The 22,717-nt window shown below is 67.2% G+C and carries 15 protein-coding genes and 1 pseudogene; 7 read left to right on the plus strand and 9 right to left on the minus strand.

Features of this window, described 5'->3' with window-relative positions; genetic code table 11:
• Positions 1-91: 91 nt before the first annotated feature.
• Positions 92-1,360: pseudogene (locus ACZ60G_RS31810) on the plus strand (YibE/F family protein); the annotation flags it as partial.
• Positions 1,361-1,645: 285 nt separating this feature from the next.
• Here the strand turns inward: ACZ60G_RS31810 and ACZ60G_RS31815 are convergent.
• Both ACZ60G_RS31815 and ACZ60G_RS31820 read right to left on the minus strand, forming a co-directional pair.
• Positions 1,646-2,980, minus strand: a complete 1,335-nt coding sequence (locus tag ACZ60G_RS31815) for a DUF7159 family protein (RefSeq protein ID WP_465814831.1) — start codon at positions 2,978-2,980, stop codon at positions 1,646-1,648.
• A gap of 151 nt (positions 2,981-3,131) precedes the next feature.
• Positions 3,132-4,454: a UDP-glucose dehydrogenase family protein gene (locus ACZ60G_RS31820; RefSeq protein WP_465814833.1), complete on the minus strand. Its 1,323-nt coding sequence runs from the start codon at positions 4,452-4,454 to the stop codon at positions 3,132-3,134.
• Positions 4,455-4,603: 149 nt separating this feature from the next.
• On the opposite strand from ACZ60G_RS31820, the gene ACZ60G_RS31825 reads away from it, so the two are divergent.
• From ACZ60G_RS31825 to ACZ60G_RS31845, 5 genes are all read left to right on the plus strand, one after another.
• Positions 4,604-5,149, plus strand: a complete 546-nt coding sequence (locus ACZ60G_RS31825; RefSeq protein ID WP_465814835.1) for a YdcF family protein — start codon at positions 4,604-4,606, stop codon at positions 5,147-5,149.
• A 120-nt stretch (positions 5,150-5,269) separates the two neighbouring features.
• Positions 5,270-6,499 carry an acyl-CoA dehydrogenase family protein gene (locus ACZ60G_RS31830; protein ID WP_465814837.1) on the plus strand — a complete coding sequence of 410 codons (1,230 nt, stop codon included), beginning with the start codon at positions 5,270-5,272 and terminating at the stop codon, positions 6,497-6,499.
• Positions 6,499-7,647 (plus strand): acyl-CoA dehydrogenase family protein, encoded by a 1,149-nt coding sequence (locus tag ACZ60G_RS31835; protein WP_465814839.1) that lies wholly within the window; start codon positions 6,499-6,501, stop codon positions 7,645-7,647. Before ACZ60G_RS31830 ends, ACZ60G_RS31835 begins: the two co-directional genes overlap by 1 nt.
• Before the next feature lie 2 nt (positions 7,648-7,649).
• Entirely contained in the window at positions 7,650-8,228 is a 579-nt protein-coding gene (locus tag ACZ60G_RS31840) for a QsdR family transcriptional regulator (protein ID WP_465814841.1), read from the plus strand.
• A gap of 19 nt (positions 8,229-8,247) precedes the next feature.
• Positions 8,248-8,382 (plus strand): hypothetical protein, encoded by a 135-nt coding sequence (locus tag ACZ60G_RS31845; protein WP_465814842.1) that lies wholly within the window; start codon positions 8,248-8,250, stop codon positions 8,380-8,382.
• Positions 8,383-8,460: 78 nt separating this feature from the next.
• On the opposite strand, the gene ACZ60G_RS31850 is transcribed toward ACZ60G_RS31845, so the two are convergent.
• Positions 8,461-11,553, minus strand: coding sequence for a (Fe-S)-binding protein (locus tag ACZ60G_RS31850; RefSeq protein WP_465814843.1), 3,093 nt, complete (start codon positions 11,551-11,553; stop codon positions 8,461-8,463).
• Between the two features lie 466 nt (positions 11,554-12,019).
• On the opposite strand from ACZ60G_RS31850, the gene ACZ60G_RS31855 reads away from it, so the two are divergent.
• Entirely contained in the window at positions 12,020-12,775 is a 756-nt protein-coding gene (locus tag ACZ60G_RS31855; protein WP_465814845.1) for a DUF8020 domain-containing protein, read from the plus strand.
• A gap of 52 nt (positions 12,776-12,827) precedes the next feature.
• Here the strand turns inward: ACZ60G_RS31855 and ACZ60G_RS31860 are convergent, their stop codons facing one another.
• The 6 genes from ACZ60G_RS31860 to ACZ60G_RS31885 all read right to left on the minus strand — a co-directional run bounded on the left by ACZ60G_RS31860 (position 12,828) and on the right by ACZ60G_RS31885 (position 22,499).
• Positions 12,828-13,712 (minus strand): NRDE family protein, encoded by an 885-nt coding sequence (locus tag ACZ60G_RS31860; RefSeq protein ID WP_465814847.1) that lies wholly within the window; start codon positions 13,710-13,712, stop codon positions 12,828-12,830.
• A gap of 176 nt (positions 13,713-13,888) precedes the next feature.
• Positions 13,889-15,091 (minus strand): S1 family peptidase, encoded by a 1,203-nt coding sequence (locus ACZ60G_RS31865; protein ID WP_465814849.1) that lies wholly within the window; start codon positions 15,089-15,091, stop codon positions 13,889-13,891.
• A 223-nt stretch (positions 15,092-15,314) separates the two neighbouring features.
• Positions 15,315-16,679 carry a S1 family peptidase gene (locus tag ACZ60G_RS31870; protein WP_465814851.1) on the minus strand — a complete coding sequence of 455 codons (1,365 nt, stop codon included), beginning with the start codon at positions 16,677-16,679 and terminating at the stop codon, positions 15,315-15,317.
• A gap of 89 nt (positions 16,680-16,768) precedes the next feature.
• Complete coding sequence (locus ACZ60G_RS31875; protein ID WP_465814853.1) at positions 16,769-17,893, minus strand: hypothetical protein; 1,125 nt, start codon at positions 17,891-17,893, stop codon at positions 16,769-16,771.
• A gap of 44 nt (positions 17,894-17,937) precedes the next feature.
• The gene (locus tag ACZ60G_RS31880; protein ID WP_465815007.1) at positions 17,938-20,676 is read right to left on the minus strand and encodes a LuxR C-terminal-related transcriptional regulator; all 2,739 of its coding nucleotides are present in this window, start codon (positions 20,674-20,676) and stop codon (positions 17,938-17,940) included.
• Positions 20,676-22,499 (minus strand): Hsp70 family protein, encoded by a 1,824-nt coding sequence (locus tag ACZ60G_RS31885; protein ID WP_465814855.1) that lies wholly within the window; start codon positions 22,497-22,499, stop codon positions 20,676-20,678. Before ACZ60G_RS31885 ends, ACZ60G_RS31880 begins: the two co-directional genes overlap by 1 nt.
• Between the last annotated feature and the right edge of the window lie 218 nt (positions 22,500-22,717).

Consider the following 22,717-nt stretch of genomic DNA (forward strand, 5'->3'; position numbering starts at 1 on the left):
TCGTTGTCGGTCCGTGAATCCGATCTTGAAAATGAAATCCTTTAAGCTCGCACCCTGGACTACAGACGAAAAGGTAGGAGTCCGGTGAGCCATGAGTGATCATCACCATCACCACGACCATTCCGGCCCCATCGCGATCGGCGCGACCGCGGCCCGTGTGGTCGTCGGACTGCTCGCCGCGATCGGTGTCGTGGTCGTGATCGCCGCGATCGTGCTGTGGCCGAGCAGCCAGCACATCGACATCCCGCTGCCGATGCAGAACGCGGGCGGTGGCGCGGTGCAGACCGAGGCCGGAACCGTGGTGATGCAGGACGTCGGTGCGTGCGGCAGCAGTTCGATCGGCAAGGTGTTCATCGATAAGCCCGAGCAGCCGCGCGCCGCAGGCTACACCTGTCAGCGCAGTCTGATCAGCATCGATTCCGGTCCGCACAAGGGCAATCACACCCTGCTCGAAATCGCGCCCGGCCCAGGACAACCCGATCTGCACGCCGGTGACCACATCCGGATCGTGCGGCAGACCGATCCGAGCGGAATGCCGCTGTACTCGTTCGAGGACTACTCGCGCGGGCTGCCGTTGACCCTGATCGTGCTGGCCTTCGTGGTCGTGGTCATCGTGGTGGCACGCTGGCGCGGATTGCGGGCATTGCTCGGGCTGGTCTTCGCCTTCGCGGTGCTCGTGCTGTTCATGCTGCCCGCACTGTTGGACGGTAGGCCCGCTATTCCGGTCGCGCTGGTCGCGGGTGCGATGATCCTGTATGCCGTGCTGTACCTGGCGCATGGTGTGAATCTGCGCACCAGTTCGGCGCTGCTCGGCACGCTGACATCGATGATCGTCGCGGCGGTGCTGTCCTGGGTCGCCATCGAGGTCACGCATCTGACCGGGCTATCCGAGGAACAGAACACCAACGTCGCCACCTACATCGAGCACGTCAGCATTACCGGTCTGCTGCTGGCGGGCTTCATCATCGGTTCGCTCGGTGTGCTCAACGATGTCACCATCACCCAGGCCTCGGCCGCCTTCGAACTCGCCGCCATCGATGAATCCGCTTCGCGCCGCGAGGTTTTCGCCGCCGCCATGCGCGTCGGCCGGGACCATATCGCGAGCACGGTCTACACCCTGGTGCTGGCCTACGCAGGTGGCGCGCTTCCGTTGCTGCTGCTGTTCAGTGTCGCGGGCCGCTCCATTCGCGATGTCCTGACCGGCGACGCGGTCGCCATCGAAATCGCCCGCTCCTCCGTCGGCGGTATCGCGCTGGCCCTTTCGGTCCCGTTGACCACTGCCATCGCCGTCATGCTCGCCCGGCCCTTCGGTCACAAGCCCGAACCCGCCGCTCCAGCGCGGCACTCGCGGCATGCGAAGTCCGAGGCGTCCGCACCTTCCCGTCGCTCGCCGTCGCGCTCCTCCGCCGCGGCTCCCGGCCGCCAACGGACCTCAACCCCGGCCCGGGATGACGAGCCGGGCCCGGCTGCCTGGAACGACCAACCCTCGAATCCCCGAGCATACGAACGCAGTCGGGACTACCGCAGCGCCGACCCGCGGGACTACGAACCCGACTACGACACCGACCCGCGCGGCTACCGCCGCCCGGATCCGCGCAGATCCTGGGACGACGACGGCCCTGCCTCTCGGTAGCAGGTCACCGGTTCAGCGCGGCGCGGGTGGCGGGAAGGGGAGGATCACGGGCGGAATCGTCGGCACCACGATCGGCGGAAGTCCTGGCACGACAATGGTATTCGGGCCGGGCGTGGACGGGGGCGGCTCCGTGGTCGTCGCACGGTACGGGGGCGGGGCGGCCACCGACTCGGCGGACTCGGTGGTGCTGGCCGGTGCGACGGCGATCTGCGGGTCCAGGGTGGTGGTGCGCGGCGGGTTGGTCGGCGAGACCGAGGTCGGGTGGTCACTGCTCTGCGAATCGCGCGTGAGAACCTGTGGGCCGTAACCGAGTCCGAGTCCGATCGCCGCGACGACAGCTAGCGCGCTGACGGTCAACACCGCACCATTGATTTCCCGCTTGCCGCGGCGCCGTTTGGGCGGTGCGGATAGCCAAGCGGGTGAGAGTTCATCGTCATCGAGCAGCGAATCCGCGGCGGACGCGTGCTGCTGCGGGGTCTGGACGACCGTGCGCACCGGCCGCGCCATCAGGGCGGCACCGCGGGTGACCACCGTCTCCGGGCTGTCGGGCACGATGACCGGCACACCCATCCAGCGTTCGAGGACCTTGGCGATCAGCGGAATTCGCGCGCAACCGCCGATCGCGAGCACACCGTGCACCGGACGATCCGAGCGCACGATGACATCGCGTGCCATCCGCGCCGACGATTCGATCGCCAGCATGATGAGGGCTTCGAAATTCTCCTGGGCCAGCAGTACCAGCCCTTGTTCGCTGGGCAGCGCCACGGCGGTATTCGAGGACAGCTGCTCCTTGGCCTCGCGGCACAGTGCGTCCAGGGCGGCCAGCCCCGCCGAATCCGGCGGATGCGCGATCCGGCCCGAGGCGATCTGCTGTTCGCGGATCAGCGAATCCAGGTAGTCGCCGCTGATATCGCTGGTGCGTTCGCTGTGGCGGATCTCACGGGTCTGGGTGTCGACGACGCTGACCGTCAGTCCGGAGCTGCCGAGGTCGTAGACGACGAGTGAGGAGATGCCGCGGATATCCCCGGTGGCCTGCGCGAATTCGACCGCCGCGACAATTTCGGGCACCAGTTCGTAATTGGTGAGCTGCTGACGCGCCATGGCCGCGCGCAGCGCCTTGGCATGCTGCTCACTGCGGTAGGCGATCGCGGTGGCCGCGATACCGGGCATGGATTCCAGCGTCACGCCGATCGCCTCGGCGGCCAGCTCCTCCACCTGGTGCTCGACAACCGGAATGGTCTGCAGATCGAAGGAATGCGGGGCGATGGGGCCGTGGGGGCTCGCGGTGTGTGGTCGCGCCATACGGACGGCGCCGGCCCCCACCGAAACTCCCAGAACCGAACTCATCAGCTGCCCATCCCGTTTCACACATCACGACATGCGAGCCCGCGCCGCCCGCCGGGGGATCGGCCCGCTCTCGGGACCCTACCGCCGACGTCCGACAGACCCGAAGGCAGGATCTGATCGTTCCGGCGTCGCCCCCGCGTCGCAGGCAACTCTACGGTGTGCCGAGTCCGGCGTACACCCATCCGGCATCTCTCCAGGTGGCTCGATTGAGACAGTTCCGGCCGTCGATGATCGACCGTTTGCGAACCACCGGATCGAGGTCTTGCGGACGCAATGCGACGAATTCGTCCCACTCGGTCAGCACCAGCACCACATCGGCGCGATCGCAGGCCTCGGTCACCGAGGTCGCGTAGTTCAACGTGGGGAAGACCCGTCGCGAATTCTCCGCCGCCTTCGGGTCGTACACCGTCACCACCGCGCCGTGCAACTGGATCATCCCGGCCACATTCAGCGCGGGTGAGTCACGCACATCGTCGGATTCGGGTTTGAAGGCCGCACCCAGCACCGCCACATTGGCGCCGAGCAGCGATCCGCCGCAGGCCCGCGCGGCCATATCGACCATCTTGGTGCGGCGGCGCATATTGATGTTGTCGACCTCGCGCAGGAAGGCCACCGCGTGATCGGCGCCGAGTTCGCCGGAGCGCGCCATGAACGCGCGGATGTCCTTGGGTAGGCAGCCGCCGCCGAAACCCAGTCCGGCATTGAGGAATCGGCGGCCGATGCGTGCGTCGTAGCCGAGTGCGTCGGCCAGCATGGTCACATCGGCGCCGGTCGCCTCGCAGACCTCGGAGACGGCATTGATGAAGGAAATCTTGGTTGCGAGAAAGGCATTCGCGGAGACCTTGACCAATTCGGCGGTGGCCAGGTCGGTCAGCAGGAACGGCACCTCGGCCGCGATCAGGTCCGCGTAGATCTCGCGCACCAATTCCTCGACCCAGGCGGCGCTTTCGCGTTCGCGATCCACGCCGAGCACCAGTCGATCGGGGCGCAGTGTGTCCTTCACCGCGAAACCCTCACGCAGGAACTCCGGATTCCACGCCACCTCGACCTCGGCGTCGGTCAGCGCGCGGGCCCGCGTGCCCAATGCGGCGGCGGTTCCGACCGGCACCGTCGACTTCCCGACGATCACCGACGGCCGCTCCAGCAGCGGTGCGAGCGTATCGACCACGGCGTGCACATATTTCAGGTCCGCGGCGTACTCGCCCTTCTTCTGCGGTGTCCCGACCCCGAGGAAATGCACCTGGGCGTGGTCGGCGGCTTCCGCGTACGAGGTGGTGAAGCGCAGCCGACCGGCGTCCAGGTTCCGGCGCAGCACCTCCTCCAGGCCGGGTTCGTAGAACGGCACCACACCATCGGACAGCTTCGCGACCTTGCCCGGATCGATATCCACGCCGATCACATCGTGTCCGAGCTCGGCCATGCACGCCGCGTGCGTGGCCCCGAGGTACCCGGTTCCGAAGACTGTGCATCGCATGATCGATTGATAGGTCCCGCCGATGGCCACCCCACGTCAGCGAGGCAAGGGTCTCGGCAACAGCAGATGTACATGTGGCGACATGAATGACGGATAGCGTTCTGACCTGCGTAAACTCATCCGATGACGGCCCGGTTACGATCTATCTCGTGCGACGCCAGCGCAGCATCCGGGCCCGCAGCGCCTGGGTGGTACTCGGCGTTGCGGTGGTGGCGCTGATCGCTGGTCTGTGGCCGGTTTACGTCCGGCCGCAGGTGGATATGCCCGCGAAGGCCGATGCGATCCTGGTGCTCGGCGGCGCGCACGATGGGCGCGAGAAGCTGGGGCTGCGGCTGGCCAGTGCGGGGTACGCGCCCCGGGTGCTGTTCTCGGACCCGTACGAGAACAGTGCGGTGATGAACCGAATCTGCCACAGCCGCTACAGCTTTCAGGTCACCTGCTTCGATCCTTCGCCGCGCACCACGCGTGGTGAAGGTCGTGAACTCGCTGAACTCGCCGCGGCGGAAGGTTGGCGTCGAGTCATCGTCATCACCTTCACGCCGCATATCTCGCGAGCCCGCTACATCCTCGGGAAATGCTGGGACGGTGAGGTGCTGATGGTGGATCCGCAGCCGCGTCTTTCGGTCGCCAGGTGGGCCTACGACTACGTCTACCAGTCCACCGGATACGTCAAGGCGTTGTTCGAAGACTGCTAGCGCCCGCAAGTGCAGGCAGGTGGCATCAGTTTGATTTCCGGCGTGAGACAGACGTACATTGTGTCTCGTGGGGCCGCAGAGCGACCCGATGCAATGACGCAGATCCCTCCGGGAGGGCAGATGGATTACGACTGGTCAGCGGCCGATCTGGACTTTCGCGACGAGGTTCGCGCATTTCTCGGCGAGAAGCTGACGCCGGAGCTGCGGCGGGCCGGGCGCTTGGCGACGAGCGTGTACCCGGACCACGAGGCGAGCATGCAATGGCAGCACATCCTGCACGAGCGCGGCTGGGCCGCACCGGCCTGGCCGGTGGAGCACGGCGGCTGCGATTGGAGCCTCACCCAGCACTACATTTTCAATCGCGAGTCGATGCTGGCCGGTGCGCCGTCGCTCTCGCCGATGGGCATCCGGATGGTCGCGCCCGCGATCGTCGCATTCGGTACGCCGGAGCAGCAGGCCTTCTATCTACCGCGCATCCTGACCGGGGAAGTCTTCTTCTGCCAGGGCTATTCGGAACCGGAGGCCGGTTCGGACCTGGCCTCGCTGACCATGGCCGCCGTCGACGACGGCGCCGATTTCGTCTGCACCGGCAGCAAGATCTGGACTACCCATGCCACCGAGGCGAATTGGATCTTCTGCCTGGTCCGGACCTCGCGCGAAGGGAAGAAGCAGCAGGGCATCACCTTCCTGCTGATCGATATGACCACGCCGGGTATCGAGATCCGCCCGCTGGTGATGACCTCCGGCGAACAGGTGCAGAACCAGGTCTTCTTCGATAACGTCCGGGTGCCGAAGGCCAATGTGCTGGGCCGGATCGATGACGGCTGGACCGTCGCGAAATATCTGCTCGTGCACGAGCGCGGCGGTGCGGCAGCGCCGATGCTGCAGGTCATGGCGCAAGATGTGGCCACCGCGGCGGCCGAGCAGACCGGACCCGACGGCAATCCGCTGATCGATGACGCGGCATTCGCGGCGAAGTTGGCGGAGGCTCGAATTCGTACCGAGGTGCTCGAAATCCTGGAGTACCGCACGCTTTCGGCGATGGCGCGGGGCAAGAATCCGGGTCCGGCGTCCTCGATGCTCAAGATCCTGGCCACCGAATTGAGTCAGCGGCTCACGGAATTGGCGCTGGAGGCGGCCGGTCCGCGTGGCCGGGTTTATCAGCCGCATGCCACCGCGCCGGGCGGCCCGATCGCCGAATTCACCCCGCCCGCCGACGGATATCGCAGCGGCGCGGACTGGCAGGCGGTCGCGCCGCTGCGCTACTTCAACGACCGAGCGGGCTCGATCTATGCGGGCAGCAACGAAATTCAGCGAAATATTCTCGCCAAGGCAGCATTGGGGCTCTGATGGACTTCACCTTCACCGATGAGCAGGAACTGCTTCGCGACGCGGTGGCCGGATTCCTCGGCGCTCGTTACGAACTGGACAAAAGCCGGGGCGCGGCGAAATCCGATACCGGTTGGCAGCCGGGCGTGTGGCGCGGATTCGCCGAGGAGCTGGGCATTCTCGGCGCCACCCTGCCCGAGCGGGTCGATGGAATGGGCGGTGGTCCGGTCGAGTTGATGATCATCACCGAGGAACTCGGCCGCGCGCTGGTCGTCGAGCCGTATGTCGACACCGTGGTGGTCGGCGCCGGTCTGCTGAATCGCGCCGGTGGCGAGCACGCGGATTCGGTACTGCGCCAGATCGTTTCCGGTGCGGCACGGACCGCGTTCGCGGCGCTGGAGCCGAGCTCGGGACAGACGCTGCACGACGTATCGACCACCGCGCGCCGCGATGGTGACGGGTGGGTGCTCGATGGCGTCAAGACCGTCGTGACCAGTGCGCCGCTGGCGACGCATCTGCTCATTACCGCGCGCACCGCCGGTGATCGGCGCGATGAGGACGGAATCTCGCTATTCCTTACCGAATTCGATGCCGCTGATCTGCCTGCCGGTGTCGAGGTGCACTCGTATCGGACGATCGATGACCGGGTCGGCTCCGATATCACCTTTACCGGATTCCGATTGCCCGCCGATGCGCTGCTCGGTGCCGAGGGTGCGGCATGGGACGCGATCGATGCAACGGCGGACGAGGCGATCGCCGCGATCGCATCCGAGGCCGTCGGCTGCATGCGAAAGGTGTTGGCGGACACCGTCGAATACGCCAAACAGCGGCAGCAGTTCGGCCAGCCGATCGGCAGTTTCCAGGTGCTCCAGCATCGCATGGTCGATATGTTCATCGAGCTCGAGCAGGCCATTGCCGCGGTGTATCTCGCCGTCTACTCGTTGGGTGCTTCCTCGGCGGACCGGGCGCGGGCGGTCTCGGCCGCGAAGGTCACCATCGGTCGGGCCGCGCGCTTCATCGGCCAGAACGCCGTGCAGCTGCACGGTGCCATGGGCATGACCGAGGAACTCGCGATCGGCCACTACTTCAAGCGACTGACCGCGATCGAATACGAATTCGGTTCCAGCGACCAGCATCTCGCTCGTTATGCGGCGCTGACGAGGCCGTAGTCGTGTCCGACGGGGCGGCGGTCGTATCGAAACCGGCGCGTGCGGATGTGATCGACCTCGCGCACCGCTGGTTCCTCGACGGCCGCCGCATCGATATGCAGCAGCTCGCGCGCGAACTCGGTATCGGCCGCGCCACGCTCTATCGCTGGTGGGGCAGCAGGGAAGTGGTGGTCGGGGAGGTGGTGTGGCGGGTGATCGCGGAGGCGATCACCCGGGTCGAGGCGCGCGGTTACGGTGCGCCTGCCGCACGTTTCGTCCGCAATTTCGGCAAGCTCGCCGATACCGTGCGCACCTTCGAACCGCTGTCGCGCTTCGTCGCCGAGGATCCGGAGTACGGACTGCGCGTCCTGACCTCGCGTTACACCGTGGTGCAGGCCCGAATGATCGATTGGGTCGCAGAGCGTTTGGCCGGGCTGCCCGATCTGGATCCACGCATCGAGATCCGCGATCTCGCCTATGCGATCGTGCGCATCGGCGAAGCTTTCGTCTGGAGCGATGTCATCACCGGTGACCCGCCGCAGTCCGAAAAAGCGACCGCCATGGTCGAGTTGCTCATCTCCGCCGCGTCCGGCAAGCGCTGAACCGAAGTCGGGAGCCGAATTGTCCTATAGCACCATTGCTTACCGCGTTGCGGATGCGATCGCCACGATCACGCTGAATCGACCCGAGGCGCGCAACGGTTTCACCACCGAGATGGCCGATGAACTCCCGTCCCTGGACGATTGGTTGGCGTAGGACCGAGCGGTCAACGAAAAGCAAGCGGCCCGGGTGCGCAATGCGCACCCGGGCCGCTCACTTGTTTCCGCTTACCCGTCAGTTCTTGCGGCCGGGGGCCTTGGCGCCGGATTTGAAGCCGAGGCCGCCGGGCTTGGCGGGTGGAGGTGCCACGGCTGGGGTGCCGTTGCCGTTGGTGGGCTGGGCCGGTTCGTCGGCGGGTTCCGTTGCGGCTTCCGGGGTGGCGGAGGCCGGTTCGGCGGGAGCCGGGGTGGCCGTGCCGGGGGCCTTGGGGCCGGGGCGTTTGAAACCGGACTTCATGGCCAGGCCCTTGGCGGGGATGGACGGTTTGGTTTCGGTCGGGGTCGAAACCGGTTCGGTCGCGGGGGTTTCCGCTACCGGGGCCGCTTCGGCGGGGGCCGAGGCTTCCGGTGCCTTGGCTCCGGGTGCCTTTGCCGCGCCCTTCATGGCGAGCCCCTTGCCCGGTGCCTTCGCCGGACCCTTCATTGCCAGGCCCTTGACCGGCGGTGCTGCCGGTGCCTCGGCAGCGGGTGCTGCTTCGGTGGCGGCGTCGGGAGTTGCCTTGGCGCCGGGCGCTTTTGCCGCGCCCTTCATGCCGAGGCCCTTGCCCGGTGCCTTGGCGGGGCCCTTCATCGCGAGGCCCTTGACGGGTGCGGCCGGAGCAGTCGCCGCTGCCGCGGTGTCCTCGGCCGGAGCCGGGGTCGCCTTGGCGCCGGGCGCCTTCGCGGCGCCCTTCATGCCGAGACCACCACCTGGTGCCTTGGCCGCACCCTTCATACCCAGACCACCGGGTGCCTTGCCACCGCCCTTCATCGCAAGACCACCACCAGCCGGAGCCGCCTTCGGTTCGGCGGGCGCTTCGGCCGCCGGTGCCGGTTCGGGCTCGGCGGCAACCGGTTCCGGCTCGGAGACCTGCTTCGGTTCCTGCACCACGGTCAGGTTCTCGGTGAGCTTCGACGGGTCGACCCGGTCGATGGCATCGAGCATCAACTGGGCGACATCGACGACCTCGACGCCCTGGCCGACCTCGCCGCTGTCCTTGCGGGCGGTGACACCGTCGGTGAGCATGACGCGGCAGAACGGGCAGCCGGTCGCGATCTTGGACGGTTCGTTGCCACCGTTCAAGGTGGACAGCGCCTCGTCGACGCGATCGATATTGATCCGCTTGCCGAGCTGCTCTTCCATCCACATCCGCGCGCCACCGGCGCCACAGCACATGGAACGTTCGCCGTGCCGGGGCATTTCGACGAGGGTGGAGCCGGAGGCTTCCATCAACTCGCGCGGTGCGTTGTAGACCTTGTTGTGGCGGCCCAGGTAGCACGGGTCGTGGTAGGTGACATTCTGCGATACCGAGGCGACCGGGATCAGCTGCTTGGTGCGCACCAGCCGGTTCAGCAGCTGGGTGTGGTGCACCACCTCGTAGGTGCCGCCGACCTGCGGGTACTCGTTGTTCAGCGCGTTGAAGCAGTGCGCACAGGTGACGACGATCTTCTTGCGCGACTGCTCGACACCCTCGAACACCGAGTTCAACAGTTCGATGTTCTGCTGCGCGAGCTGCTGGAACAGGAATTCGTTACCCGCCCGGCGCGCGGAGTCACCGGTGCAGGTCTCGTCGGCGCCGAGCACCATGAACTTCACGCCCGCGGTGGCCAGCAGCTCCGCGACAGACTTGGTGGTGCGCTTGGCGCGATCCTCGTACGCACCCGCACAGCCGACCCAGAACAGATACTCGTACCCGTCGAAGGAGTCCGCATCCTGGCCGAAGACCGGGATCTGGAAGTCGAGTTCGTTGATCCAGTTCAGCCGGTCCTTGGCGTTCTGGCCCCACGGGTTGCCCTTGTTCTCCAGGTTCTTGAACAAACCGGCCAGCTCGGAGGGGAACTCCGACTCGATCAACACCTGGTAGCGGCGCATATCGATGATGTGGTCGACATGCTCGATATCGACCGGGCACTGCTCGACGCACGCACCGCAGGTGGTGCAGCTCCACAGCACCTCGGGGTCGATGATGCCGTTGACGTCCTCGCCGCCGACCAGCGGGCGCTCCGCCTCGGCCTTGGCCAGTTCGGAGATCTTGGCCAGCTTCGCCTCGTCAGGCTTGCCGTCGCCGTCGACCAGGCCGATCTCGTCGCCGCCCATATCCTTGCGGCCACCGGCCAGCAGGTACGGCGCCTTGGCGACACCGTGGTCGCGCAGCGACATGATCAGCAGCTTGGGCGACAACGGCTTACCGGTATTCCAGGCCGGGCACTGCGACTGGCAGCGACCGCATTCGGTGCAGGTGGTGAAGTCCAGCCAGCCCTTCCAGGAGAAGTCCTCGACCCGGCCCGCGCCGAAGGTGTCGACATCCGGGTCGGCGGTCTCCATATCGACCGGCTTGCCCCTGGACATCATCGGCTTCGCGGCGCCAAGTGCGACGCCGCCGTCGTCCTCACGCTTGAAGTAGATATTGAAGAAGGCCGCGAACCGGTGCCAGGCGACACCCCAGTTGATATTGCGACCGACCAGCAGCAGGAAGGTGCTGCCCGAAACCATCTTGATGAACGCGAAGATGGCGACCATCGCCACGCTGGAGGGCAGCAGCTTGGCCACCTGCATGGTGAAGAAGTCGGTCCACGCCTCGGAGTGGCCGTAGGTGGCGATCTTGCCCGCCTTCACCATGACCATGCCGATGCCCTCGAGGAAAACGATCGCCTCGATGACATAGGCCGGAGCGAACCGGGAACCGCTGAATCGCGACAGTCGCGCGGGCACCCGCGGGTGGTTGAGCTGGCGAATGGCGATCAGCACCAGGATGCCGATCACGGTGCCGATGCCGAGCAGTTCGTCCCACAGGTGGTAGATGCCCCAGCCGCCGATGATCGGCCAGTGGAATTCGGGATCGAAGGTCTGCCCGTACGCCTCGAAGTACAGGATGAAACCGCCGAGGAAGCCGATCATCACCAGCCAGTGCGCCCAGCCGACCGTGCGGAATTTGTTCATCCGGGTGTGGGCGAGGAATTCGACGATCATCGTCTTCAAGCGCGGGAAGAATGGTCGCCAACGATCCGGCGCGGGCTGGCCGATCATGATCGCGCGGGTCATTTTGCCGACGCCACCGACGAATGATGCCCAACCCAGCAGGCTGAACGCCACACCAATCGTGCCCAGCGTCAATGTCAGGGCATTCATGTCGCGACCTTTCTTTAGAGGCAACACGAGCGTGGGCGGCGATCTCGCCACCCGGTTGGCTCGTATCCTAACTGCAGGTAAGTTACCCACCGGTAACTTACCTGTCTATCGTACGATCGGCGGTTGGCTCTTGCCCCCTCTTCCTGGGGCTTGACCGGATTTTCGCCTGTGATGGATTTCACGAAGATCGCGCGATCCGGGGGTGGTTCGGGGCGACAACCACCGTAAACAATGCGCGGTGCCCGCTCGGCGGTAAGGACAGGCTTATGTCACGCCGAGATCACAGTGGGAATAGTCGATCTCGCATCTTCATGTCGGTTCGATTACGCTCACCACGTTCTGTTTGATGTGCCTGTCTTTCACACTGCTCGGGGAGAATCCGGGGTCCGACCACCTCGGGTTGATGAGCGCTCTCGCGTGTACGGAAGCGGCGCGCGGACAACCCTGATGATGGATTGGAAACTGAATGAATCTCCGCAGCACCACCGCGGCTGCCACGATGGTCATCGGCGCGATGACCATCGGATTCGGAGTTGCTCACGCCGAGCCCGCCCCCGCGGCAGCTCAACCGATCAGCTACTCCGTGAAGCTCGTGGACAAGACGGTCGTCGCCACGCTCAAGGGGGGGACCTTCGAGCTGACGAAGTCCGACGAGGAATTGAAGGAACCAGACCTCTACACGGTCAAGGATGAACTCGGCAACACCGTCGTCTCGGTGCCGCTCGACGTCGATGTCGACCAGACCCCGGTCGACGTCAAGCCGGTTGTGAAGGACGACGGCAAGGTCCTCGAACTGACCCCGGACCAGAGCGTCAAGATCGAGCAAAAGGTGAATACGGTCAACGCCGTCGCCAAGCCGATCGCCTCCCCGGATGAAGACCAGCGGGCAATGAACGAGTTCTCCACTCAGTTCGGCATCGCCACGGCGGTCGGCGGCTTCGTCGGCACCGCCATCGGTGTCGTCGCCGGTGGTGTCATCGGCTGCATCCTCGGCCTGCCACTGCTCGGTGTCGGCTGCATTCCGGCCGCGATCGCGGGCGCGGGTATCGGTGGCATCCTCGGCACGCTCGCCGTCGGTGGTCCGATCCTGACCCTCGCGGGCATCGACCTGGTCAACACTCTGCAGGCGGCGCCCGGCACCACCAAGTTCGCCGAGAAGTCGGTGCCGGCCCAGCAGCCTGCGTCGGCTCAGCAGCCGGTGCCGGCTCAGCAGCCGAACTGATCTCGATCGAACTCGACCGGCCCGCTCCCATCAGGAGCGGGCCGTTTGCGTTTCAGGCCTGGTGCTCGCGCAAATCCAAACTGCCGCTGAAGATTTCCTCGCCCCTGTGCCGTCCGAAGCGCCCGAAGGAACGCTCGGCCATCTCGAACGAACCGTCCTCGCGCACCAGTAAGACCGTGCTCGCCCTGGTCCCGTGCAGTGCGTTGGCGATGAATCTGGCCGAGAGCGCACGCTCGCGCCGCAGCGGAACTCCGGTGTGCGGCAACAGATCATCGGGTGCTGCGGTGCGGTCGGCCAGCACCGCGAAGTAGCGCGCGACATTGCCTGGATCCGATTCGACCACCGTGCGCAGGTCGGTGAGACCGTCGCGTACCTTGGGCCAAATGGATTGGGGCGCTTCGAATGCCGCCCCCGGGCCCGGTGCGGCCGAGGTGATGAACATGCCGTTGGATACGCCATGGAAGCCCGGTGTCAGCTCCTGGGGCGGTCGTGCACTGCGGTTGGAGTGCCACCACAGCGATTCGAGATCCGAGACCAGCACGTTGTAGCCGTTGTAGTCGTCGGGGGCGGCGGCTACGTCGAGCACATACTGCTCCGGGCCCAGTAGTTCACGCTGGTCACCGATGCCGCGCAGGAAATCCATCAGCAGCGCGCCGCGCGAACGGGCATCGCCGCGTTCGTCCTTCGGATTGCGCACATTGGTGACGGTGGCGAATCGATTGCGGCCCTTGTCTTCCCGCGTCAACCCGAGCCAGGTACCCGGCGGATCGCCCGCGACCTTGCGCAGCGCCCCGAGATCCCGCCCGGCCAGCAGTCCGGGCACCTCGGACCACCATCGCATCGACTCGGTCGGGCGAGAGTAGAACTCGTCGCGGTTGGCCGCGACGATCAACCGATACTCCGGATGGACCCGCCAACCGATCAACACCAAACACATGCATTCCAGGATGCCGGAAGGTCGCCGGGCCCCACAGGGCATTTGCTGACCTTTTCGAGCGACCTGCAAGCAGTCGCCAGCGGCGGTCTCGGGCAACGCAAGTTCAGTGGATCGAGCCCAAGGAACAGCAAAAAGGCCGACAGCATTGCTGCTGTCGGCCCTTCGCGGGAGTTCTGCTAGTTGTTGACCTTCAGGCCCGGGTTGTCCGAAAGAACGACGCTGACCGGCTGGGCGAACAGCTGCGGGGCATTGCCGGTGAGTGCACCGATCAGATTCGGGATCTCACAGATCGGGAAGTCGGCCACCGACGACGCGCTGGAGATGCCCAGTGCCATCCGGCCGGACACGATCGCGCCGCCACTGTCACCCGGCAGTGCGCAGATGTTGGCGGAGAAGGCCTGGGTGAGCTCCCGGTCACCGACCTGCACGGTCTGGTCGACGGCGTTCACGATGCCGCAGCTGAAGCCGGTGCGCGCACCGGACTTGCAGACCGGAGCACCGACCACCGGCACGGCAACGCCCTCGACCGCGACCGGCTGACCGGGCTGGCGCACGAAGTTGTTGCTGAACCGGTCCTTGGCCTGATCGTTGATCCGGATGATCGAGTAGTCCTGCGAGCCGAGCACCGACTTCTGGAACGTGCCCACCTGCGCACCTGCCCGATCGCCGGCCAGCTCGTAGACGCCGGCCGCATTCCCCGAACCCGCCGACGGAATGTCCGGATTGCAGTGGCCCGCGGTGATGTTCACGACGTTGCCTGCCCGGTCCGTGCCGTTGAAGCCGAGCGAGCAGCGCAGCGACGTCTTCCCGGCGATCGAGGCGAAGCCGTCGCCACCGGCCAGCGGACCGGTCTGCATCGCAGCCGCGACCGGGGTGGTCTGCAGCTGCTCACCGGCGATCGGCGGGACCGTCACGATGACCCGCGACGGGTCGACGAAGTTCGGCATCGGCAGGCCGGCCTGCTCGACCCGCACCGCGATGCTGTTGTTGACGGGATCGACCACCACACCGCGCACCAGCGCGGAGACCGCCTCGGGCTGCCCCTCCAGCCAGCGTTCGAACGCGCTCTTCTCGCCGCGCAGCGCCGCCTCGCTCTTGGCGACATTGCGGACCTCGAATCCGGCCGACGTGGCCGCCTGGCGCGCCTCGTCGGCACCCGGGCCCTGTGCGAGCGCCACTACCGCTTTGCCGCCGTCAGCGAGCCACGAACCCGCGAAGACCTGCGGGAACTGGCGCTGCGCTGTAGTGGCGAAGGCCGCGAGCTGCTGAGCCAGATCGGCCCGGTGCAGGTACTCCTCGGGGGAGATCTTCAGATCGCGCGCGACCGCGGCGGCCAGGTCGGCGGGCAGGGCCGGCTGGTCGGGTTCTGCGTTCGCCACTGCTGCCGTTGGACCGAACAGCAGAATCGCCGCCGAGGCGGCGATAACTGTTTTTCGGACCCGGGTCTGTCGCGCTGCTGATCGGAACTGACCTATACGTGGCAGGAGCATGCCCATACCTTAAAGTGTCCGGCCGGTTATGCCTACTTATGTCGAGATGTTGTTCGGCCCACTAATGGACCGGCGGTCGGTTTGTCGGAAATACGGTGTCCGACAAGCCCTCTCACCCGGCGTTCGGACGGGTCCGCAGCGCGATGCCGGTGCCGACGCCGCCGCCGGCGGACGCATCGATATCGGCCAGGATCGAGCGGATCGGGATACCGAGCGTCGCGGTGCCGCCGTATTGGGCGAGGGCGATATTGGCCTCGTTGCAGTCGGGCGCGTCGGCGGCATTGGAACCGCTGGTGATGCCCAGGGCCAACGTGCCGGAGACGATCGCGCCGCCGCTGTCACCGCCGAGCGTGCAGGCCGAGCTGGCGAAGCCGCGCACGGTCTTGCTCACGCCCTCGGCGGTGTACAGCTGGGTTTCGACCCGATCGGCCACCACGAACCCGCAGGTGAAGGTGGAGGACTGGCCCGACTTGCAGATCGGGGCGCCGGTGACCGGCTCGGCGGTGCCGGTGATGGTCAGTGTGGTGCCATTGGAGCCGCGCACCGACGGCTGGTCCATGCCCGCATTGACCGAGCGCTCGTTGAGCTTGATGACGGAGTAGTCGAGCGCGGTCGGGCCGCCGAGGCGCGCCTTGACGAAATTGCCGAGCTCGATGCTGTTCGGGATGTCCCTGACATTGGGCAGGTAGACCGCGGCGTGCTGGTCGTCCTTTTCCAGGTTCGGGTCGCAGTGGCCCGCGCTGATGTTCAGCGCGTTACCCGCCGCGTCCACGCTGTTGAAGCCGAACGAGCAGACATCGACGCCGCGCAGCGAGGTGTCCTTCAGCGAGGTCGGCGCGGTGATGTAGGTGTCGCCGCCCATCGGACGGCGTTCGATCGGGCCGCCGCTATTGGGTGAGAGGATGACCTTGACGTTGGCGATCAGGGTCGGCAGGTTCAGCGCGTGGCCAACCGGCGTATTGGCGACCGACAGCACGAGCTGGCTGTTGAGGAAGTCGACCGCGACGGAGTTGATCGACTGGGAGATCTCCTTGGGCAGCGTGTTGATCCACTGATTCAGCTGCATCAGCGAGTTCTCCAGGCCGTTCGCCGAGATCGGGGCCAGATGGGTCTGGTAGCCGTCGGCCGCGGCGATCTTGGCGGCGTCGACCGAGGTGACCGCGACGACCGGCTTACCGTCGGTGCCGAGCCAGGCGCCCGCGTAGGTGTCGGGGCGCTCGCTGCGGAACGACTCCGCGTATTCGCTGAGCTCCTGGGCCTTGGCGGAGCGTTCCAGATACTCCGCGGGCGTCATCTTCAGATCGCGGGAAATGGCCTCGACGAGTTCGGGCGGCAGGTTCTCGGCGGAAAGCTGCCCGGGTGCTGTCGGTTCGGCCGAAGCGGCGGTGGTGACGAGCAGGGGTGCGATGAAAACGGTCGCGGCGAATCCGATCGAAGCTGCCTTGACCGCGGCGCTGCGCGCCACCAACTTGCGCATGAAGTCCCTTCGTCGGCACGAGATGTGCCACCCACTACACCGGTCAGCGGATCACTTTAAGGCACAAACCCCGGTAGGTCGCTGCGAAATCAACCAGGAGGCGCCAACTCGAACGGAATCGGCTGCTGCCACGGCAGTTGCGTCCACGTCGGCGGCGTCCACGGGAAGCCGGGACGAGTGGTCGTGGTCCGGCTCGGCCGGGTGGTGGTCGGCGGTGTCGTCGTGGTCGGTGCGGGTGTGGTGGTCGGTGTCGTCGTCGGCGGCTCGGTGGTCTCCGGTTCGCTGCTGGTGATGACGACGGGCGGTTCGGTGGTCGGCGGCGTGGTTTCCGGCACGGTCGGTAGGTCCACCGGCGGCTGTGGGGTCGGGCTCGTCGAGACCTGGTCGGATTTGGCGTCACGCACCGGCGGCACCGGTGTCGAGCCAGGATCACGGAACAGCACGGCGACACCGATGCCGCCGAGTATCAGGCCGATGCCGACCGCGACCGCGATCAGCAGTGGTGTGCCGCGGTCTTTCTTGGGTGTCGCGGCCGGCGGCGGCTCCGGGGTGGTCGCCTCGACCGCGGTCGCCGCGACCAGCGGTGCGGCCACCGGCATCGCCGCCGAATAGGCCTGCGGCTGCACCTCGGGCGTCGGCACCGCCGGGATGACATCGGTGACCACGGTCGAGTTCTCGGCATTGCTCGGATCCGGCGGGGTCGCGCCCGCCGGGGTCGCCAGCACCGCGGCCAGCGCGGCGCGCGCGGCGTCGTAGGCGTAGGCCATTTCCGGTGCGACGGCGTCGCTGCCAGGAAGGTCGCCCTCGCTGACCAGCAGTACCGATTTCAGGCCCAGGTAGTCCAGTGCGTCGCGGAGCGAGAGCACGTACTCCGAGGGCCAGCCCGCGGGATAGGTCGCGTAGAACTCGGCGGCGCCGTTCAGATGTTCGGCGGTCAGATTGATCAGGCAGAACAGTGCGGTCGCGACCAGATCCTCGGCCCGGTAGGCCTCGCCCGCGTCGACGGAGATACCGTCCGGATCGCCGACCGAGGATGCGAAACCGGTGATCGAATGCGTATGACCGGCCGGGGCCGGTCCGCCGAGGACGGTGTCGCCGTCATCGGACATATGCAGGATCGACTCGCGGACGATGAACGTCGGTTCGCCGTTATCGGTGACGATGGCCGCTGTGCAGTTGTCCTCGGCGATGCGCAGGCCCACCCCAGTGGCCATCCTCAATACCTCGCTTCGGCGTCACGGATCGGGCCGCACCCCGATCACACCAGCAGCGAGCCGTGTCCCATGGCGCGGAGCATCGACAATAACTCCGAACGAGAACGGGCACCGATCCGGCGTCGGATCCGGGCGACATGATGCTCCACCGTCTTGGCGGAAATGTACAGGCGAGCGCCGATCTCCCGGTACGTCAAACCGAGTAGGACGAGTTCGGCGACCTCGCGTTCACGTTCGCTGAGAATCGCCGCGTCGGCGACCGGTTCCGGGGCGGCGGCCTGACCGTCGCCCGAGGTCGCGGCCGTTGCGGCCGGGCGAGCCGCGGGCTCCTGCGGACGGGCGTCGGCCCGGACGGTTCTGGCCAGTTTCAGCAGGGTGGTCGCGGTCGCGGAATCGGCGGCGGCGAGTGCGGCCTCGCTCGCGAGCCGGGCGGCATCCCAGGTCAGCCCGATCTCGCTGAGTCCGGCGACCGCCGCCTGCACCGGGGCCGCGGCGACCTGACCGCGCAGCACCAGCACCCAGGTGCGGCCCGCGTCGGCGAGGATCGCGGCATGCCGGTCGCCGGACTCGGCCGCGGCCTTGAGCAGCCGGGCGTGCGGGAGCAGTTCCTCCGGACTCTCGTGTGCGATCGCGGCCTGCACGCCGTACCAGTGGAAGGCATTGGCCCAGGCGGGCGGCTGGTCGAGTCGGCGCAGCAGCGCGAGGCTGGCGTCGACCAGCGGTGCGATCCGGCGTTCGTCGCGCAGCCGGATGCCCGCGAGCCACAGTTCGCCGATCGGCAGCAGGGTGAGCAGGTCGGCGTCGACGTCGTCGAAGAGCGGATAGGCGGCCTGCCAGGCGCGGGTGAGTGCGGCGTGATCGCCGCCGCGGCGGGCCAGACCGACCGCGACACCGTGCGCGAGCAGGCGGTCGCGGATATCGAGCGAATCCATTTGCAGCGCGGCGACGGCGGTCGCGGCGGCCTGTTCGTCGCCGCCGAGCATCGCCGCCCATGCGGTCAGCACCTGCAACTGGTGGCAGCGCAGACCGCTGGTGGTGGCCCGGCGCAGCGCCTCACCGGCACGGCGCGGTTCGCCGGTGCTCAGGCACAGCAGCGTCGCGATGGAGACCGCGGTGCACGGCAGGAACCGATCGGTGCCCGCATCGGCCTGCGCGGCCTGGATGAGCGCGGATACGGCTGTGGCGGTGCCGGTTCCGTGTTCGACGATGGTGCGCGCGAGTGCCGTGGCGATCAGGCGTGCGTGCGCGTTGGCCTCGGTCGGCGGCCACTGCGTCGCCGATTCGGACAGCTCCGCGGCTGTGGTCACCTCACCGGCGAGATACTGCACGGTCGCGCCGACCGCCCAATCCGCACCGACCCGATGCGCGCCGAGCCAGGAATACAGTTGCGCCGCGCGCCCGACCAGACCGCGGCGGGTCAGCACCGCCGCGCAGATCCGCACGGCCGCAGCCAGTTCCGCGCCGGTGACACCGGGACGAGCCAGCACCGGTTCGGCAAGTCGCATGGCGGTATCGCCGTCGCCGGTGCATGCGGCCGCCTCCGCCCAGCGCAACGCGATGACGTCGAGGTCCGCGCCGGTCGCCGCCGCGGCGGCGTAGTAGCGCACGGCCTCACGTCCCGCCTTTTCGGCTGCGGCGCAGAGGAATTCGGCCAGACGCTGGTCGCGGACGCCGGATTCGGCGAGCAGCAGCGCGGTGTGATCGCGCAGCAGGCCCGCATCCAGTCGCGCGTTGAGCAAACGACGCTGCACGGCCACGAAGCGGCGGTCGCCGAGCAGGGTGCGCAGCGGTGTGACGGCGGGTTCGAGCAGCAGATCGGCATCGGTGACCAGCGCACTGGCCCTGGCCCGGTCGATCAGTTCTTGGGCCGCGGCGGTGTCCACGCCGAGGACCTCGGTGAGTTCGGAGGAGTCAAGGCCGGTGCCGGTGGTGGCGACGACCAGGGTTTCCAGCAGATCGGGCTCGAGGTTGTCCAGAAGGGCGCGCGCCCAGGCGGCGACGGCGTCGTCGACGGCGCGGATGCCGGCATCGAGGCGGGCCGAGCAGGCGGCGGTCAGCGCGGCCACCACGCCACCGCGGCTGCCCGCGGTCTGACGATGGATGTGCTGGGCGACCGGGCGCGGCACCGCCATACCCAGCTCGCGGGCGAACGGGGCGATATCGGAGACACCGAGTGCGCGCAGATCGGCCACTCGGCCGCGGCGGGCCACGGTATCGGTGAGTGTGCGCAAATGCGGATCGTGCGGGCGTGGCTGGGTCGCGACAATGACCGTGTAGCGGCCGGATTCGATGGTCGCGCAGAGGGATTCGAGATCCGAGTCGCTCAGGGTGTGGGCGTTGTCGATGATCAGGGCCGGGCGTGGTGTCCGTGGGTGTGCGCCGTCGAGGCGGTGGATCGGATGCGCTCCGTTATCGGTGCGCTGAATGATGCCGGTTTTCTCGGCGGTTCGGGTTCCGTGGCCGTTGCCGGTGGCGTGGGCCGCACCGATGGTGTGCGAATCGTCGTGGTCAGGGTGCTGCCCGTCGGCGCGGTGGGCGTCTGCCATCGCATGCGCTCCGTTGACCGAGCCGGCTTGTGCTGCAAGGTGTTCGGGCATTGCGGGGTCGTCTCGGAACGGGATGCCGTGGGCGCGCAGGCGGGCCCGGATCACCGAAAGGAGGGTGGATTTGCCGGAGCCGGAGCGGCCCCTGATCAGATAGACGACGGGTTCCCGGTCCGCGGAGTCCAATTCGCGGAAGATCTCGCGTGCGCAGGGCAGCGTGTCGAAGGCGATGTCACCCATCATCTGCCTCCGGGGATCTTGGGCAGTGCGGATTGGACGCCGCCGAGAGTGTCGCTCAAGGTGTCGCCCAAGTTGGTCTGCACGGGCGGAACGGTCGGGACCTGCACCTGCGTCGGTGTCTGCGGGGCCGGCTGCGGTTGTGGCGCGGGTTGGGTATGCGTCGCCGGAGCTTCCGCCGTCGGCTGCGTGGCAGGTGCGGGAGCCGGTTGGCTCTGGGTGGTCTGGCCGTCGGCGGACTCGCCTGCGACGGGTTGGCTGCTCGCCACCGCGACGGTGCTCGTCGCGGCGGAACCTGGTTGTCCCGCAGCGGGTTTCGGTTTCGGACTGCCGACCGGCGAATCCTTTGCCGAGGTCGTCGCCGAGCCGGTGGGATTTCCGTCACTGGTCGCCGCGACGACGGAAGCGCCCGGCGTTGTCGTCGGATCGGAGCTCGCCGGTGAGGTCGGACCGGGCTGCGCGCCGGTGCCGATGGCGACGGTGCCGGTCGCGAGTGCGCCGAGCACCAGTGCCGCACCCGCGATGATGGCGGCGCGCCGGCGGCCGCTGAGCCTGCGGCGGGGCCGCTCGCTCGTGCCGGGCAGGGTCTTTTTGGGCACGGTGTCATCGTGGGAAAGGCCGCCGCTTGCCACCGCGCTGTTGGTCACGCGGGAGCTGTTCGCGGACTTTTCGGCCGGCCGCGGCACAGTGGGCAGCTCCTCGGTTTTCGCGTTGCTGCCCATGACTGCGACCGGGGTGCGATCCACGGTGACCGACATCAAGTCCGCGGCCAGTTCGGCGGCGCCGAGCGCGCTGGTCAGCCGCGGTTGCTGGGCCGCGACCACGGGAAGTGCGAATTCGGTGGAGATCAACTCGGCCACCAGCGGGATCGCGCCGCCGCCGCCGGTGAGCAGCACCCGGCCGATATTGCCGATATCGAGTCCGGCGCGATGTACCGCGTCGCGGATGAGATCGAGCGAGGTGAGCAAGGGGCCTCGCAGTAGGTCCTCGAGTTCGTCGCGGACCAGCCGGATATTTTCGGCGTGGTGATCGTCCGGGTCCAAACGGACCGGGACAACCGTCGCGGTATTTGTGGAAAGCTCTTCTTTCGCATATCGGCAGCGATCGCGCAATGCCGACAATTCCCGTTCCACCACCGGATCGAACGGATCGAAATCATTTCCACGTAAGGCATTAGCCAGGACATAGCGCATGGTCAACAGATCGAATTCGGCACCGGCGACATCGGTGGTGCGCAATGGCGCGCCGAGCACGGCCGCCTGCGCACCGGTGCGGACCACCGAGACGGTGAGACCGGAAGCGCCGAGGTCGTATACGACAACGGTGCCGTCGCCGAGCGGGCCGTGCGCGGCCTCCAGCCAGCGCACCGACGCGGTCGGCTCCGGAACCAAGGTCACCTCGCGCAGGCCCGCGCGATCCAGCGCGGCCCGCTGCACGTCGACGGTATGTCGCGACCACCACGCCGGATGGCAGGCGACCATGGAGTGCGCGGCACCGGCCCCGATCTCATCGATCAAACAGCCGACCGCGGTGGCCACGAGATCCGCTGCGGAGTGGGCGGTTCCGTCCTCGGCGAGGATATCCACCGGATCGCCGACCCGGGCCAGGAAGCCCTCGAGTACAACGTCACTGGAGTGCCTGCCGGTGGGGCGAGCGCCACTCCCGAACGCGGGCGCCGCCTGCGGGGCGAGGCGCAACACACTCGGATGGGTGATGACAGTGTCGCCGGAGTGACCCCTGTCATAGTCGCTGCCGTCCCCCGGGGTCGCCACGGCGACCGAATTCGACGCTCCGACAGTGATGCCGAGCGCCAGACGCTCTGTCATTCGAGAACCCCGTTCGAAAACTGTGTGGCCCGGTAGTCGCTGTTGTATAGACGGGAAGGCGCAATGGACCTGCCAGCCGCAACACTTCTGTCGGTTGCTGGGCATCAGCCGTTACCGAGTCGGGGAAGGTGCGGGGAAATTCCCCTAATGGTTCGGGGGTCCCTAACGGGAACGTGCGGTTCGTAGTAGGGGTGCGCCCCGTTTCGGAGTAACGCCGG

It is taken from the genome of Nocardia sp. NPDC102475 (genome assembly GCF_055584605.1).

What these genes read in the sequence shown, in the direction of transcription:
- ACZ60G_RS31830 (WP_465814837.1), top strand. Translation starts at nt 5,270, where the DNA reads ATGGATTACGACTGGTCAGCGGCCGATCTGGACTTTCGCGACGAGGTT.
- ACZ60G_RS31835 (WP_465814839.1), top strand. Translation starts at nt 6,499, where the DNA reads ATGGACTTCACCTTCACCGATGAGCAGGAACTGCTTCGCGACGCGGTG.
- ACZ60G_RS31855 (WP_465814845.1), top strand. Translation starts at nt 12,020, where the DNA reads ATGAATCTCCGCAGCACCACCGCGGCTGCCACGATGGTCATCGGCGCG.
- ACZ60G_RS31850 (WP_465814843.1), bottom strand. Translation starts at nt 11,553, where the DNA reads ATGAATGCCCTGACATTGACGCTGGGCACGATTGGTGTGGCGTTCAGC.
- ACZ60G_RS31875 (WP_465814853.1), bottom strand. Translation starts at nt 17,893, where the DNA reads ATGGCCACTGGGGTGGGCCTGCGCATCGCCGAGGACAACTGCACAGCG.
- ACZ60G_RS31880 (WP_465815007.1), bottom strand. Translation starts at nt 20,676, where the DNA reads ATGGGTGACATCGCCTTCGACACGCTGCCCTGCGCACGCGAGATCTTC.
- ACZ60G_RS31815 (WP_465814831.1), bottom strand. Translation starts at nt 2,980, where the DNA reads ATGAGTTCGGTTCTGGGAGTTTCGGTGGGGGCCGGCGCCGTCCGTATG.
- ACZ60G_RS31820 (WP_465814833.1), bottom strand. Translation starts at nt 4,454, where the DNA reads ATGCGATGCACAGTCTTCGGAACCGGGTACCTCGGGGCCACGCACGCG.
- ACZ60G_RS31860 (WP_465814847.1), bottom strand. Translation starts at nt 13,712, where the DNA reads ATGTGTTTGGTGTTGATCGGTTGGCGGGTCCATCCGGAGTATCGGTTG.
- ACZ60G_RS31885 (WP_465814855.1), bottom strand. Translation starts at nt 22,499, where the DNA reads ATGACAGAGCGTCTGGCGCTCGGCATCACTGTCGGAGCGTCGAATTCG.
- ACZ60G_RS31870 (WP_465814851.1), bottom strand. Translation starts at nt 16,679, where the DNA reads ATGCGCAAGTTGGTGGCGCGCAGCGCCGCGGTCAAGGCAGCTTCGATC.